Below are 15,019 nucleotides of genomic sequence, written 5' to 3'. Positions count from 1 at the left end.
CCCGCCGCTACCTTCCCGTGGACAGCATGGACAAGGTCTATCCCCAGGACAAAGAACCGATCGACCCGGCTACACCACTACAAGGGACATGACCCCAGGACGTCGATGCCGTCGCGAAAATGCCGATAACCGGTGGCCTGAGAGTGCCTGCATCCCGCGCCAGGCAGTGGACACATGCACGATCACGGAAGAAGAACACCCACGAGTTGGCTGCCCCAGTGATCGTTTCAATTTACCTCTCCGGGCAGCCGATTCGGTCAAGCACCGTGAACTCAACCAGAGATTGCTACGGATCCTCGGTAGCACCGAGGCGAAGACGTCCATCTCCAGGCCAACTCCGGTCCGAATTGCTCTTTTTGCTAGGGCATTCACCATGCATGGGTAGCGTCGTCGACATGTCACTACGCGTACTTGGATCGCTACGGCTTTCCTCAGACACAGACGACTCGACCGCCATCGCACGCCAGCGGGACCACATCCAGCACTGGGCCGATGCACCTGGCCGCGACGCTCTGATCGTCGGCTGGGCCACAGACACGGATGTCTCCGGCGGGCTGCACCCCTTCAAGCGGCCCGACCTCAGCAAATGGTTCACGGAGGAGTACCGGGACCTGTGGGACGTCATCTGCGTCATGAAGGTCGACCGCTTGAGTCGCCGGGTGGCCCACTTCAGCGAGATCGTCCAGTGGTGCCAGGAGCACGGGAAGATCATCGTGTCGACCCAGGAGGGGATCGACATGTCCACTCCGATGGGGAAGATGTTCGCCCAGATCCTGGCGGTCTTCGCCGAGGGGGAGCTGGACACCATTCGTGCACGGGCCCGGGACGCCGTCCAGACCCGTCTCGCGGCAGGTACCTGGGTAGCGGGTCTCCCTCCGTTCGGCTACGAACTCGTCCATCTGGGGAAGGGCAAGGGGAAACGGCTCAAGCCTCTCGACCACTACAAGGAACTCACCCAGGAGATCGCCGGCAAGGTGCTGGAGGGAAAGAGCCTCCGCTCTATCTCTCGGGAGCTCGAAGCCCGCCGTGAACCCACCTGGCTCTCACTCATCCAGCCCAACAGCCCACGGGCGCAGCGGAGTCGATGGTCCAATTCCTCCATCCGGGGCATCATACTCAACCCCAAAATCGCCGGCCTCTACACCTACCAGGGGGAGATCGTCGAGGACGACAAGGGCAACCCCCGCATGATCACCGACAGTCCTCTCCTGCCCCTGGACACGTGGCACAGAGTGGTGCTCAAGCTCCGTGATAACCAGGCGTTCGGTCCCCGGGTCACCAAGAGCCGCGCGATGCTCGTTGGCGTCGCCTCTTGCGGCGGCTGCCGCGGCCCGCTCACTAAAGCAGAGTTCACCAACCGATATCCCGCCACGATTAACCGCCCGGCACGGGAGAACCGCTACTCCCGCTACAAGTGCAGCAACTACGCGGTGCACGGAAACTGCCCCAGCACTGCGGCCGTCGACACCGTGGACCTGGAAGGGGAGTTCACCAAGATCTTCCTCGAACACATGGGGCATCTCCCCGAGGTCCGTGCCAGGGAGGTCGGCCTCCACGACCCCTCGCGCGACATCGCTGCCACCGAAGCCCGACTGGACCGGCTGAAGGAGGACTTCGCCGCAGGGAGATACGACGGCGAGGAGAAGGAGGCCGTCTACTGGTCGCTGCTCGACTCACAGACCGCGAAACTGTCCCGCCTGCGCACCCGACTGGCCGAGTACCGCAAGAGCCAGGGACAGTTCGTCCTCACAGGGCGGACCTTCGCCGACATCTGGCAGGAGCGGGACGACGAGGGCAAGCAGCTCTTCCTCAAGGAGCACCGCGTCAAGATCGTCGTGTACCGGGACCCGCTCCCCGGCAAGAAGTTTGGCTTCCTTGCCCAGTTGGGCAATGTCCAAGCCATGGCGAAGGCGGCCGGGGTGGAGTTGTCGGACGACGTGGCCCATGGAGTCGTCACCTTCAACCTGCCCACCGAGCGCCATGTGCGCGAGCAGCAGCTCGGCGAAGGCCAACTGCGCATCGGCCACGACGTCATCGAGGCCATCCAAGACGCTCTCCGGTGCGCGGAGGACTCCGAACACCTGTGACGGCACTGGTGCGCAGCGCGTGCGACGCTCGCCAGCCCAGCCCTCTACCGCGCCTCCCCTTGCCTCACCCCGTGAACAGGATCCTCCGCCATGCCTCTCTCCCCTGCCTCCGGTGACGGACCTCGGGATCTCCTTCCCCGAGAATCTGAAATTGGAGCCCGTCTGACGGGAACCCCGGCCTTGGTGTACGCCGTACTCTGCGAGCGTGCAACCACGGCTACGGCCGCTGAGATTGCCCGTGCCGTAGGCGTGGGGAAGACCACCGCACGGGGTGCGTTGAACGCGCTTGCCAATGAGGGATGGGTGGTCAGGACCCGGCCGGTGTCGGGCCGGACAGGCCCTTCACCGATTCGTTGGGGCCTGTCCCCTCATACCGCCGTGCAGCAGGGCAAGGTGCCGTGCGGCACTGCCGTGCACTATGGCTCCCCATCGCAGGAAGCATCCGAACTCCGCCTCGACGGGGCGCGTGCTGCCGTGTACGCATACCTCGCGGCACAGACCGAGCCTGTCACTGCCCTCGACGTTGCCGAGGCCACCGGCCACGTGCGGCCCACCATCTGGAACGCCCTCAAGCACCTCGAAGAACGAGGGCTCGCCGCCCGAAGCTACAAGCAGCTCAGCGGGCACGGAAGGACGCCCGATCTGTGGTCTGTTACCGATCCTCCTCCCCTCGGTTGATCTCCTTTTCGATCCAGCAATGGAAGCGACGCAGCTCGTCACCGTCCGCACGAGGACGGCCGTGAGGCGTGATGAGGTACTTGATGACGCAGTCGTCATCGTCCGCGAGTACGACGACCATGAGCCACGGCGGACATCGAAGCTCGTGCGGGGCGTCGTCAGCGGTTGGTGGGGCGCCCCCCGCAGCCCCGCCCACGCACGAGGGATCGCCTCGGTGAGCTGCTCTCCCGTGGGCGCCGCAGCGGCTCCCTCGACACGGTTGCCGCTTCGCAGAATCCCCACAAGGCCGGTGTGCCGACGGTGCTTCGGATCGTTCTGCCGGGATGCGCCTCACTGACCATCCTCCCGCCGTACGTAACCCCTGTCCTCGCCCCACCGAACCAGCAGCGCCTCCAGCGCGTGTGCGGCTTGTTGGGGGACAACGCTGTTGCCGAGGAGGTGGAGTTGGGCGGCGCGGGTGAGGCCGTCGGTGTTGGTGACCCAGCCGGTGGGGAGGCCCATCATCCATTCGACGAGGTGGGCGGAGAGTCGTCGGGTGCCGGGTTGGGTGGGTGGTGGGGCGGGGGTGCCGGTGAGGTGTTCCCAGCGGTGGATGGCTCGGTGGTAGTCGGCCCACCATTCGGGAGGTGAGTGACGGCGGTGCGGAGGTTCATGCCGCCCTTGCGTTTGGGGGTGGTGCCCGCGCCGCCGTTGGCGTCGCAGCGGGTCGGGGTGGGCAGTAGCCGTCCGCGCGTCTGGGCAGTTGGGCTCGGGGCGTTCGGCGGGGTGAGGCTGGCTGCGGTGGAGGCGAGGGTGGGGCCGCCGTTGCGGTAGCGCTGATTCGGTGACCCCTTCGCTCCGTCGCTCGCTCTCGGCGTGGGCAGCAGGTGTTCGACCTCGTCGGCCAGGGTGGGGCCGTGGCCGCCGGCCTTGCGTTTGGTGGGGTGCTGGGTGCCGCCGTTGGTGCCGAGGTTCGCGGTGGGGGTCTTGAGGAGTGGGCCGGGCGGTGAGGAAGATGCGCGCCCTTTGGTGCGGGGACCCGACGTCGGAGGCGCGTACGCATGTCCATGCGCTGTCGTACCCGAGGTCGGCCAGCGAGCCGAGTACGGCTCCGAGCGCCCGCAGCGGGGGCAGGCGTTCGGCGTCTCCCAGATGCCGCGGGCAGACATCCACGTCGCGAACGGCACGAGGGCTGGAGCGGGGGTAGGGGGTGGTTCGGGTAGAGAGGATTCCGCGCACATTTTCGATCACCAGGAGGGAGGGGCGAAGGATGGATGTGGCGTGGACGACGTGCTGCCACAGGCCGGAGCGGGTGCCGGGGGCCAAGCCGGTGCGGGGGCCAGCGACGGAGAGGTCCTGGCAGGGGAACCCGGCGGTGAGGACGTCCACGGGCTCGACGCTGCTCCAGTCGACGGTTCGTACATCACCGAGATTGGGTGTGTCGGGCCAGTGCCGGGACAGCACGGTCTGAGCACGGAGATCCGTCTCGGCGTGCCAGACGACGCGTCCGCCGAGGGCCGCGAGTACGCCGAGGTCAAGGCCGCCGACGCCGGAAAAGGCACTGCCGATCTTCAAGTCGTCAGCGGTGGTCATGGCCGGCCGCCGTCCAGGTGCACAGACGAGAGCGGACGGCCGCTCCAGGCCCCAAGACGCCTGACGGGCGGGCCATGCACCTCAGTTCGGCACGAAGACGGGAAGGGGCAGAGCTTGCCGGTTCTCCCTGATCACCCTTGGGTTCGCGGTAACCCACCGAGGTTCCGGGCTTGGTGAGGACAAGAACGTCCTCGTGCTGCACCACGTGGAGGGGGATGCCGCGGTTGCGGGCGTCGCGGGTGTTGGTCATCTGGAAGAAGGAGGGGCGGGCGATGAGTCGGCTGTCGCGGATTCCGGCGAGGAGGGCGACGTTACGTTCGGCGGGGATGAAGCCTGCGGATTGCCCGGCGGCGAGGGCGGCGGTGGGGAGGTCGATGAGCTCGCCGCGTTCGCGCCAGGGGCGGGTGGTGATGACGACGGTGCCGCCGGGGCGCAGGAGGTGGCGGCATTCGGTGAGGATTTCGGTGAAGGCTTCGATGAGGCGGTCGAGGCCGACGTGGGCGAGGTTGTGGGGGTCGCGGCTGTAGCGGTAGTCCTTCTTCGTTACGCCGCGTTCGCCGGATTCGCGGGTGGAGCGGACCTGGCCGTGGACGGCGTTGCCGTACGGCGGTGAGGTGAGCACCAGGGAGATCTGTCCGTGGTGGGCGGTGGGGATGAGGGTGCGGAGGTGGCGGGCGTCGCCGCAGTAGACCTGGGCGGTGCTGGTTCCACCGTGGTGGGGTGCGGCGGCGGCGTTGAGGCCGGCGAGGTGGGCCCAGCGGGGTTCGTATTCGGTGCCGATCGCGTGGCGGCCGAGGTGGATGGCTTCGACGAGGGTGGTGCCGATGCCGCACATCGGGTCCAGGACAAGGTCGCCGGGCTCGGTATAGGTGGCGATGGCGTGGGCGGCCAGCGCCGGGAGCATTTTGGCGGGGTGGGCGGCGGAGCCGGGAACGTAGCGGCCCCGGCGTTGGGCGGGGGCGGAGGTGGGGGCGGTGTTCCACACCGACAGGCGCTGGTGCTGCATGGCGGTCAACTCCCTTGGCCGGAGCGGGCGGGGCGCTGGAAAACGAGAACGTCGGAGTGGATCAGGCCAGGCGGTGCGCCCGGGGGCGGGGTGGGTTCGATGTGGTCGTCGACGGGGTGGCCGTGGATGACGATCAGGTGCTGGAGGTAGGTGAACCCGGCGGTGCGGGCGGTTGCGATGAGGAGCCCGAGCGGGTCGGTGAGGTACCCCTCATCGCGGCGCTGGCGGGTGGCCAGGAGCAGGGTTCCTTCGGCGGGGAGGTAGCGGTGGGCGCGGTAGAAGAAGCCCGGCCAGCCGTCGTCAATCGCGCCGGGGCTGGTGGGGGTTGCGACTACGGGGTCCCAGGGGGTGGGGAGGGTGTCGGGGTGGAGTTCCGCCAGGAGCAGGTACGGCCGTCCGTCCGCCGGGCCGTCGGCGTCGACGGTGCAGGGGGTGCGGGCGTCCATGGCGCAGGCGGTGTCCTCGATGCGCAGCCGCAGGAGTGCGGCAGGCGCGTCGCCGGGGCGGCGGAACTCGGCGCGGATCTTCTCGATCGCCCATTGCGGGAGGACGTCCGGGGCGGCCGGGGCGCTCGTGAAGGTCTCGGGGGTGGGGAGCCAGATGGTGGTGGGCAGCGGGGCCGAGGGCCCGCTCGTACGAGCGGATGCGGAGTGGGAGTGGTGCGGCAAGGCGGGTGCGCCGCCGTGGGCCGGGCTTGCGAAGGTGCTGACTCCCTTTAAGGAGAAATCACCCGCCGATCGTGCCACTCAGGCATAAAGACACTGGTCACGGCCCTATCTGCCATCCGCTGACACTGGCTGGGCCGTACACGGGCGGCTGGTGGCACGGCGAGCGCTTCCAGACCATTCCAAGAACTTTCGCACCCCGCCCCGGCAGGGAGAAAGTCCTGGTCACGGGCCTATCTGCCAGGTACATCGCAGCGGTTGGCTGGGGCACGGCTGGGTGGTGGCGGAGGCATGGCTTCCTGCTGGCGTGGGAGTGGCAGGGGTGGTTGGGGTGATGGGCGGCGTCCGCTTCGTCACTCGCAGGCAAGGAGCCCGCCATGCGCCGTACCACTGTCGCGTCGCTCACCGCCGTCTCTCCTTTCGACCAGCTCGACACCGCACTGCTGCAACTGGCCTCCGAGCCGCGACCGTTGTCCCTCCCGTCGGAGTTGATGTCGGCGAGCGAGCCGGGGGTGTTCTGGCCGGTGGATCTGGTGCGGGCGCGGATGGCACACCCGTCGACGCCTTCGGTGGTGCGGGATCGGGTGTGGGCGGAGATCGTGCGCCGGCGGCTGGTCTTCGGGGAACCATGGGGCACGGTCGGGGTCGCGATGGCATTGCCGTCGCTGCGTCGGGCATTGGCCCGGCTGCCCCGGCTCGCGGAGGTGGAGCACGGGGAGCTGGAGCAGGAGGTCCTGGCCGCGGTGACGGAGGAGCTCGTGGCGGTGGACCCGTACGAGGAGCCGTTCCAGGTGGGGTTGCGGCTGGTGCGGGCCGGCGACCGGGCAGCCCACCGGGTCGTGTACGCGGCGCTGCGGGAGCGGCGGCTGCGTCCGCAGCCGTTGGACGAGCGGTGCGTGGTGCCGCAGCCGTTCGCGGGTGGGTCGCAGGCGCAGGTGTACGCGGTGCTGGAGCGCGCCGTCGCAGCGGGGGTGCTGTCTGCTGCCGAGTCCGAGCTGATCGCCGGAACCCGGCTGGACGGGCAGAGCTCAAAGGCGGTCGCACTGGCCGCCGGGATGAGTGTGCGGGCGATGTTCCGGCGGCGGGCTGCGGCCGAACAGCGTCTAGCGAAGGCCCTGTTCAGCGACACGTGGTGACCGCGGGTGGCACGATCCGCTCCGGTTTTCTCCTTAAGGGAGTGAGAGCACTCCAGGCTGCTGAGGCCTGAGAGGCGTTCTCGTCCCCCTTCGATCCCTCCAGTCCCTGGGGTCGGGGTACGGCGCTTGGTGCTGACACCCCGAACACCCACCCCACGCGCGTCGCGTGCCTCCCCTGATGAAGGAGGTGATGCGCCGCCGCGGGCCAGCCCTGACCCCAGGGGCTCCGTCTCCCTCTCCGTTCTTCGGCTGGTGCCTGGTGTGCCGCCGCCCTGTACTCCCCTGCCCGCTCACTGTGTTGGAGGTGTTCCGCGTGCTCGCGTTGGTGACCTGGTGGCGGGCGAGGGCCCGCCGTCCTCCGCTCCGTCGGCTGGGGCTGCTTGCTGCTCGTGTGCTGTGCGTCGTGGCAGTGGCGTGTGCTGCGGTGCTGGCGGATTCGGGCTCGGCGTGGGCGGTGGCCACGATTCCGCAGGTCATCACGAATCTGACGAACACGATCGTGGGGCTGCTTGCCGGGTTGGCGACCTTGTTCCTGACCTTCGGCGGGCTGCGCTACCTGATGGCCGGCGGCGACCCGGGTGAAGTTGAGTCGGCGAAGCGGGCGTTGAAGGCGGCAGCCATCGGCTACGGGCTGGCGATCCTCGCCCCGGTACTGGTGACCGTGCTCAAGACCATCGTGGGGGCGGAATGACCAGGAAACCCGCCCCGTCTCACTCAACCGCGGCTCTCCGGCAGGTGGCGGCCCTCGTACTGCTCACCGCAGCGACCCTGCTGGTGGTTATCACCGGCGCTCCGCCTGCGGACGCCAGCGTGCCGCATGTGCTCGCCCCAGCCGCCCCTCCACCGCCTCCAGCCCCGGGCCCCGGCCCTCCTCCCGCCAATCCGAACTCCCCGACTCTACCCAGCCCGGAACCCGCGCCCGGCCCAACCCCGGCGCCGGGCCCGCCCTCCCCACCGTCCTCGCCTGCGGTGCCGCCACCGTCGGTTCCAGCTCCCGGGCCGACGCGTCCGGCGTGCGAGGTGAACGGCACCGACTGCGACGAGGGCAACAGCGGCGGCTTCAACCTCAACCCCCTCAGCCCTTTGATCGACATCCCCGCAATGATCGTGAACGCGGTCACCTCGTTCCTCGGCATGCTCATCGAGCAGATCATGAAGCCGGTCCGCGAGCTCCTCGCCAGCACCCTCCTCGCCACCCCTGAGATCACGAAGCAGGCCGACATCCAGCGGCTGTGGGCGGGCTCGATGGCGATCACGTCCGGCATCTACGTCCTGTTCGTCACCGCGGGCGGGCTGACCGTCATGGGCCACGAGACCCTCCAGACCCGGTACGCGCTGAAGCAGATCGCGCCCCGTCTGGTGGTGGGGATGTGCGCCTCGTCCATGTCGCTGACCGTCGTGGGCTACGCCATCGACCTGGCCAACGCACTCTCGTACGCGGTCATGGGCACCGACCTCAGTGATGCGGGCAAGGGTCTCGTCGAGCGGGTCATTCCGTTCGCCCTCTTCGGAGTCAGCGGCCTGAAGCTGTACGGGCTGCTGATCTGCGCCGTGATGATCGTGCTGATCCTGGCCGTCCTGGTCGGCTACCTCGTGCGGGTCGCGGTCATCGCCGTCCTCGCCGTCAGCGGGCCGCTCGCGCTGGCCTGCCACGCCCACCCCGTCTCCGACCCGCTCGCGAAGCTGTGGTGGAAGGCGCTGGCCGGGTGCCTGACGATCCAGGTCGCCCAGTCCATGACCTTCATCGTCGCCCTGAAGCTGTTCTTCGCCCCGGGTGCGACCCTCCTCGGCTTCCCCAAGCCGAACCAGCTGGGGACGATGCTCGCGGGGCTGGCGCTGTTCTTGGTGCTGTTCAAGATTCCTGGCTGGTGCATGCAGGTCGTCTTCCGCTCCACCCCAGTCCCCACCGGGCTCCCCGGGCCATTGCGGATGCTCCAGTCCGTCGCCATGTGGCGCCTCCTCAACCGCGCCGTCCCCGGATCAGCCACCCTCCTGCGCCGCAGCCCCGGACGGCGCGGCGGAGGTGGCGGTGGCAGTGGCGGCTTGCTGGGCGGACTGCGTGGTGGGGGCCGTCCCGGCGGCGGAGGGGGACGCCCCGGTGGTAGGGGCACCCGGGTGCCCCGCCCGACGCCGGGTGGCGTCGCCGGATACGCCCTGCGCCGGGGGCGGTTGCTCCTCGCCCAGCGTCGCAACCGCACCGGTCAGCCCGGCGCCCCGGCCCCCGCCGGTACCGGCGCACCCGCTTCCTCCGGAGCAGGCAGCCCTTCAGGGACGACCGGGACGCCGACACCGCGGCGGCCTACCCCGTCCTGGGCCCGCACCACCCCCACCCCCATCTCCACCTCTACCCCCACGCCTCCGGCTCCCGCACCATCCGGTCCTCGTGCATCGAGCCGGCTCGCCTCCGGGGCTCCCCGCCGACGTACCCCACCAGGGACAACTGCCGTGCCCCACCCCTCCGCCGCACGCCGCCGACAGCAACTCGCCCTCCCCGTCCCGGCATCCCGCGTCCCCACCCGCCCACCGCGCCCCACCCAGACCCACCTCCCCATCCCTGCCACCCGACACCCCCGCCCCACACCTCCACCCGCACAGCCCATACCCCCCGTCCCTCCCGCAGTTCGAGGCCGCCAGACGACGCTGCCCGTCCCCGCGCCACGGGTCCGGGTCCGCCCCTCCCGCCCCGTACAGCTGCGCCTGCCCCTCGAACCACCCCGCTCGCCCTGACCCTGGAGGCTGATCTCCCTCATGAACGCTCCCGCCGATGACGAGATCGTCCACCCCGCCCGCATCCCCGCCGACGTGGCGAAAAGTGATCAAGTTCTAGGTCCGCTGACCGCCCGGCAAACGGCAATCCTCACCGTCTGCAGCCTTGTCCTGTACGGGGGTTACTGGGCCACCCGCACTCTGATGCACCCGCTCGCCTACGCCGCCCTGGTCACGCCGGTGGCTCTGGTGGTGACCATGATTGCGGTTGGCCGGCGCGACGGCATCGGCCTGGACCACCTCCTGCTGGCCGCCGTCCGCTTCCATCGCTCCCCCAAGCGCCACGTCCACGCCCCCGAAGGCCTACCTACCCTCCCCCGCGCCGTCCCCGCCGCATGGCGCACCCAGACAGGCGGCCCGTCGGCAGTACTGCGGCTGCCGTGCCGGGAGGTGTCCGAGACCGGCACCCTCGACCTCGGCCACGACGGCCGGACCGCCCTGGCGGTGTGCTCCACGCTGAACTTCGCGCTGCGGACCGGCGGGGAGCAGCAGGCGCTGACCGACGCGTTCGCCCGCTGGCTGAACTCCCTCACCGGCCCCACCCAGCTCCTGGTCCGCGCGCACCGCCTGGACGTCGGCCCGCTCGTCGACGACCTCACCTCCACCGCCCCAGCGCTCCCCCACCCGGCCCTGGAACAGGCTGCCCTCGCGCATGCCGGCTTCCTTGACTCCCTGGCCGCTGACCGTGACCTCCTCACCCGCCAGGTCCTGCTCGCCACCCGCGAACCCGCCGCCTCCGGTGGCCCCCGTGCAGCCCACCGCCTCGCCGAAGCCGCCCGCGCACTGGAGGCCGCCGAGATCACCGTGACCGCACTCGACCACCTCGGGGCCGGTGAGGTACTGCGGCTGGCCGCCGACCCTGAGGCCACACCGATGGAAGGGGCCTGCTGATGTTCCTTACGATGCGCCGCCGCACCACGCCCGAACGGGCCGCGGATGCGGGCGAGGTACTGGCTGCGATGGGGCCGGAGGCCGTCGAGGTGCACGCCCGTACCCTCGCCGTCGGCGGTCACCTCGCCGCCACGCTGGTGGTCACCGGCTACCCGGCCGAGGTTGTGCCCGGCTGGCTCGACCCGCTCCTCACCTACCCGGGCCGCCTGGATGTTGCCCTGCACATCGAACCGGTCGCCAGTGCCCTGGCCGCCCAGCAGTTGAAGAAGCAGCGGGCCCGTCTGGAGTCGTCCCGTCGCACCGGGATGGACAGGAGCCGCCTGGACGACCCGGACACCGAGGCCGCAGCGGCGGACGCCGCCGAGCTGGCGTACCGGATCGCACGGGGTGAGGGGAAGCTCTTCCGCCTCGGCCTGTACCTGACCATGTATGCGCAGAGCGAGGAGGAGCTGGCCGACGAGGTGGCCTCCGTGCGCGCGCTCGCCGAGTCCCTCCTGGTGAGCACCGCCCCGGCGACCTACCGGGCGCTGCCCGGCTGGCTGGCCACCCTGCCGCTCGGTCTGGACACCCTCAAGGTGCGGCGCACCTTCGACACCGAAGCGCTCGCCACCTGTTTCCCGTTCGCTTCCCCCGACTTGCCCGCCGAGGTGGCGATGGAGACGGGCGGGGTGCTCTACGGGCTCAACACCTCCAGCGGTTCCCTGGTGTTGTGGGACCGCTTCGCGCAGGACAACTACAACTCCGTCACCCTCGCCCGCTCCGGGGCCGGGAAGTCGTACCTGACGAAACTGGAGCTGCTGCGGTTGCTGTTCACCGGCACCGAGGCGATGGTCATCGACCCGGAGGACGAGTACCTCACGCTGGCCGAGGCGGTCGGCGGCAGCATCATCCGCCTCGGCGAACCGACAGTGCGGCTCAACCCCTTCGACCTGCCCGCGCACGCCGATACGTCGGCGGACGTGCTGACGCGGCGGGTGCTGTTCCTGCACACCTTCTTGGCAGTCCTCCTCGGCGCAGAACTCGACGCGGCGGAGCGCGCGGTCCTCGACCGGGCGGTGCTGGCCACGTACCAGCAGGCCGGCATCACCTCCGATCCCGGCACGTGGGCGCGTCCGGCCCCGCTGCTCGCCGACCTTGCCGCACAGCTCGCCGCGATGAGCGAGGACGCCGCCCAGACACTCGCCGTACGCCTCGATCCGTACGTGAACGGCTCGCACCGGCAGCTCTTTAACGGGCCGACCACCACCCGCCCCACCGGGCATCTGGTGGTGTTCGCGCTGCGGGAGACCCCGGAGGAGCTGAAGGCCGCGAGCATGCTGCTGGCGCTGGATGCGATCTGGCGGCAGGTCGCCCACAGCGGGGTACGGCGCAAGCGACTGGTGGTGGTCGACGAGGCGTGGACGCTGATGCGCTACGGGCCCGGGGCGCAATTCTTGTTCCGGATGGCCAAGGCCGCCCGCAAGCACTGGGCCGGGCTCGCCGTCGTCACCCAAGACGGCGACGACGTCCTCGCCACCGATCTGGGGCGGGCGATCGTCTCCAACGCCGCCACCCAACTCCTCATGCGCCAGGCCCCGCAGGCCATTGACACGATCGCCACCGCCTTTCACCTCTCGTGCGGCGAGCGTCATCATCTGCTGTCCGCGCCGCGGGGCTGCGCGCTGCTGCTGTCAGGGCGTACGAAGATCTCCTTCACCCCGGTCGCCTCCGAGGTCGAGCACGCACTGATCACCACCGATCCGGCCGAACTCCAGGAATCCGCCGATGCGGTGGAGAGCAGTGCGGATGATCCATTCGGGCTGCCGGATCTGACGGGCCTCGAACCGTGAGTACGGGTGGGCCGCTCGGCGGCTTCCTCACTGACCCGGACCTCTTCTGGGTCACCCTGTGGGAGAGCGGGGCCGGGTTCGCAGCCGAGGCCTGGCCATGGCTGACTCCCGCCGTCGCCGCCGGTGCGGGTGGGACGGCACTGCTGCGCGGCAAGGTGCGTGCCCATCGGCAGCAGGCCTTCGCCGACGGCGCCCAGCTGGTGACGATCCTGGCCCCTCCCACCGTCCCGCCCAAGGGCGGCGAAGTCCTCTGGGCGCAGCTCTCGGGCCTGCTCCGCCCCTGGCACCAGCGACTTCTCCATGGCCAGCCGCACGTCGGTTTCGAGTACGCCTGGAACACCCACGGCCTAACCGTACGAATGTGGCTCCCCGGCACCCTGCCCACCGCCCTCGTACGCCGCGCGGTCGAGGCCGCCTGGCCCGGCGCCCACACCACCCTCAGCACCACCGCCGAACCGTTCCCCGTCACGTACGCCTGCACAGCCGGAGCGCTGCGCCTGGCCCGCCCGGAAGTCCTCCCCTTGCGTACGGATCACAAGGAAGATCCGCTGCGCCCGCTCCTCCAGGCCGCCACCGGCATGGCCGACGACGAACATGCCCTCGTTCAGATACTCGCCCGGCCCGCGACGGGTGCCCGGCTGCGCCGTGCCCGCCACAGCGCCCGCCGCCACAAGGCCGGCCACACCGGACCACGCCTCTCCGCCCTCTTCCGGCTGTTCGCCCACGCACCGCAACGCACCGCCCCCACCCCCGTCGACCCCTCCCACGGAGCAGAGGTACGCCAGGGCGTCGGCAAACTCACCGGCCCACAGTGGGACGTCCAGATCCGCTACGCCGTCGCCTGTCCCGCCAAAACAGAAGGCGGCCCAGCCCGTCTCCGCGGCCGGGCGCACGCGATCGCCTCCGCCTTCTCTCTCTATGCCGCCCGCAACTGGCTGGCCCGCCACCGCCTGCGTACCCCTCAACCACTCCTCACCGGACGGCAGTTCACCGGACGAGGCAAGCTGCTGTCGGTGCCCGAACTCGCTGCCCTCGCCCACCTCCCCTGCGACGCGGACGCCCCCGGCCTCGCCCGTGCCGGCGCCCGCTCGGTGGCCCCGCCCCCGGCCGTGCCGCAGCCCGGCCCCGGCATCAAGCCGCTCGGCCACTCCGACACCGGCACCCGCCGCCCGGTCGGCCTCGCGGTCTCCGATGCCCGCCAGCACCTGCACCTCATGGGCGCGACCGGCTCCGGCAAGTCCACTCTGATCGCCCACCTCGTCCTGGACGACGTCGCCCACGGGCGCGGTGCGATCGTCGTCGATCCCAAGGGCGACCTGGTCACCGACCTCCTGCAGCGCCTCCCCGCCTCCTGTGCGGATCGCCTGGTGGTCATCGACCCCGACGACCCGCACACCCCGCCCTGCCTCAACGTCCTGGACGGCGAGGACATCGACGTCGTCGTCGACAACATCACCGGCATCTTCCGCCGCATCTTCTCCGCGTTCTGGGGCCCGCGCACCGACGACATCATGCGCGCCGCCTGCCTCACCCTCCTGCGCCACGCCCAGGCCACCAACCGCCTGGTCACGCTCGCCGACATCCCGCGACTGCTCGGCGAGAGTGCGTACCGCATCCGCATGATCCCCACCATCAAAGACCCCGTCCTGCGCGGCTTCTGGACCTGGTACGAATCCCTCTCAGAACCCTCCCGCGCGGCAGTCGTCGGCCCGATCATGAACAAGCTCCGCGCGTTCCTGCTGCGCTCCTTCGCCCGCCAGGCCATCGCCTCCGGCGAGTCCACCTTCCACCTGCCCGACGTCCTCGACGGCGGCATCCTCCTCGCCCGCCTCCCCAAAGGGGCGCTCGGCGAGGAGACCACGCGGCTGCTCGGCTCGTTCATCGTCGCCAAGACCTGGCAGGCCGCCTCCGCCCGCGCCCGTACTCCCGAAAAGGACCGCATCGACGCCGGCCTCTACATCGACGAGGCGCACAACTTCCTCAACTTGCCCTACCCCTTGGAGGACATGCTCGCCGAGGCGCGCGGCTACCGCCTCGCCATGAACCTCGCCCACCAGCACCTCGCCCAGCTCCCCCGCGACCTGCGCGAAGGCATCTCCGCGAACGCCCGCAACAGAGTCTTCTTCAACACCTCCCCCGAAGACGCCAACGCCCTCGAACGCCACACCCTCCCCACCCTCGGCGCCCACGACCTCTCCCACCTCGGCCCCTACCAGGCCGCCGCCCACCTCCTCGCCGACGGCGCCGAATCGAGCGCGTTCACCCTCACCACCCGGCCCCTGCCACCGGCGGTCCCCGGCCGCTCCACCGAACTGCGCGCCGCCGCAGCCCGCCGGGTCGGCGGCACCACCAGCCGCTCCACCTACCTCCCCCTCTGACACCCCAGGGA

At 70.1% G+C, this 15,019-nt stretch carries 11 protein-coding genes and 1 pseudogene; 9 read left to right on the top strand and 3 right to left on the bottom strand.

What is annotated here, in order from left to right:
• Positions 1 to 395 precede the first annotated feature (395 nt).
• The 3 genes and pseudogenes from ACIA73_RS38100 (at position 396) to ACIA73_RS38090 (ending at position 2,765) form a co-directional block, all read left to right on the top strand.
• Complete coding sequence (locus ACIA73_RS38100) at positions 396 to 2,087, top strand: recombinase family protein (RefSeq protein ID WP_399443569.1); 1,692 nt, start codon at positions 396 to 398, stop codon at positions 2,085 to 2,087.
• Between the two features lie 90 nt (positions 2,088 to 2,177).
• Positions 2,178 to 2,387 (top strand): annotated as a pseudogene (locus ACIA73_RS38095) (hypothetical protein); the annotation flags it as partial.
• A gap of 78 nt (positions 2,388 to 2,465) precedes the next feature.
• A complete protein-coding gene (locus ACIA73_RS38090) occupies positions 2,466 to 2,765 on the top strand; it encodes a helix-turn-helix domain-containing protein (protein WP_399443572.1) in 300 nt (99 codons plus the stop codon).
• 330 nt (positions 2,766 to 3,095) lie between these two features.
• Here ACIA73_RS38090 and ACIA73_RS38085 read toward each other — a convergent pair whose 3' ends face one another.
• Genes ACIA73_RS38085 through ACIA73_RS38075 form a run of 3 tightly spaced genes read right to left on the bottom strand, consistent with a single transcriptional unit; the run spans position 3,096 to position 6,011 of the window.
• Entirely contained in the window at positions 3,096 to 4,337 is a 1,242-nt protein-coding gene (locus ACIA73_RS38085; protein WP_399443568.1) for a DNA cytosine methyltransferase, read from the bottom strand.
• The gene (locus ACIA73_RS38080) at positions 4,324 to 5,343 is read right to left on the bottom strand and encodes a TRM11 family SAM-dependent methyltransferase (protein WP_399443567.1); all 1,020 of its coding nucleotides are present in this window, start codon (positions 5,341 to 5,343) and stop codon (positions 4,324 to 4,326) included. Before ACIA73_RS38080 ends, ACIA73_RS38085 begins: the two co-directional genes overlap by 14 nt.
• Positions 5,344 to 5,348: 5 nt before the next feature.
• Positions 5,349 to 6,011 carry a hypothetical protein gene (locus tag ACIA73_RS38075; protein ID WP_399443566.1) on the bottom strand — a complete coding sequence of 221 codons (663 nt, stop codon included), beginning with the start codon at positions 6,009 to 6,011 and terminating at the stop codon, positions 5,349 to 5,351.
• 374 nt (positions 6,012 to 6,385) lie between these two features.
• Here ACIA73_RS38075 and ACIA73_RS38070 point away from each other — a divergent pair, with 374 nt between their 5' ends.
• The 6 genes from ACIA73_RS38070 to ACIA73_RS38045 all read left to right on the top strand — a co-directional run bounded on the left by ACIA73_RS38070 (position 6,386) and on the right by ACIA73_RS38045 (position 15,008).
• Positions 6,386 to 7,144: a hypothetical protein gene (locus tag ACIA73_RS38070; RefSeq protein ID WP_399443565.1), complete on the top strand. Its 759-nt coding sequence runs from the start codon at positions 6,386 to 6,388 to the stop codon at positions 7,142 to 7,144.
• 391 nt (positions 7,145 to 7,535) lie between these two features.
• On the top strand, positions 7,536 to 7,835 hold the full coding sequence (locus ACIA73_RS38065; protein WP_399443571.1) for a pilin: 300 nt from the start codon (positions 7,536 to 7,538) through the stop codon (positions 7,833 to 7,835).
• A gap of 329 nt (positions 7,836 to 8,164) precedes the next feature.
• On the top strand, positions 8,165 to 9,871 hold the full coding sequence (locus ACIA73_RS38060; protein ID WP_399443564.1) for a hypothetical protein: 1,707 nt from the start codon (positions 8,165 to 8,167) through the stop codon (positions 9,869 to 9,871).
• Between the two features lie 21 nt (positions 9,872 to 9,892).
• Positions 9,893 to 10,801, top strand: coding sequence for a PrgI family protein (locus ACIA73_RS38055; protein WP_399443563.1), 909 nt, complete (start codon positions 9,893 to 9,895; stop codon positions 10,799 to 10,801).
• Positions 10,801 to 12,630: a VirB4 family type IV secretion system protein gene (locus ACIA73_RS38050; protein ID WP_399443562.1), complete on the top strand. Its 1,830-nt coding sequence runs from the start codon at positions 10,801 to 10,803 to the stop codon at positions 12,628 to 12,630. The genes ACIA73_RS38055 and ACIA73_RS38050 overlap by 1 nt, the downstream gene beginning before the upstream one ends.
• Positions 12,627 to 15,008 carry a type IV secretory system conjugative DNA transfer family protein gene (locus ACIA73_RS38045; RefSeq protein ID WP_399443561.1) on the top strand — a complete coding sequence of 794 codons (2,382 nt, stop codon included), beginning with the start codon at positions 12,627 to 12,629 and terminating at the stop codon, positions 15,006 to 15,008. Before ACIA73_RS38050 ends, ACIA73_RS38045 begins: the two co-directional genes overlap by 4 nt.
• Positions 15,009 to 15,019 lie beyond the last annotated feature (11 nt).

Source organism: Streptomyces sp. NPDC051561, from assembly GCF_044454195.1.
Lineage (GTDB): Bacteria > Actinomycetota > Actinomycetes > Streptomycetales > Streptomycetaceae > Streptomyces.
The sequence above is the reverse complement of the archived record's forward strand: the minus strand, read 5'-3'. Positions and strand labels throughout refer to the sequence as shown.

Bases quoted from the DNA above. Each gene is read 5' to 3' on its own strand.
- ACIA73_RS38100 (WP_399443569.1), top strand. From the start codon at position 396: ATGTCACTACGCGTACTTGGATCGCTACGGCTTTCCTCAGACACAGAC.
- ACIA73_RS38085 (WP_399443568.1), bottom strand. From the start codon at position 4,337: ATGACCACCGCTGACGACTTGAAGATCGGCAGTGCCTTTTCCGGCGTC.
- ACIA73_RS38080 (WP_399443567.1), bottom strand. From the start codon at position 5,343: ATGCAGCACCAGCGCCTGTCGGTGTGGAACACCGCCCCCACCTCCGCC.
- ACIA73_RS38070 (WP_399443565.1), top strand. From the start codon at position 6,386: ATGCGCCGTACCACTGTCGCGTCGCTCACCGCCGTCTCTCCTTTCGAC.
- ACIA73_RS38055 (WP_399443563.1), top strand. From the start codon at position 9,893: ATGAACGCTCCCGCCGATGACGAGATCGTCCACCCCGCCCGCATCCCC.
- ACIA73_RS38050 (WP_399443562.1), top strand. From the start codon at position 10,801: ATGTTCCTTACGATGCGCCGCCGCACCACGCCCGAACGGGCCGCGGAT.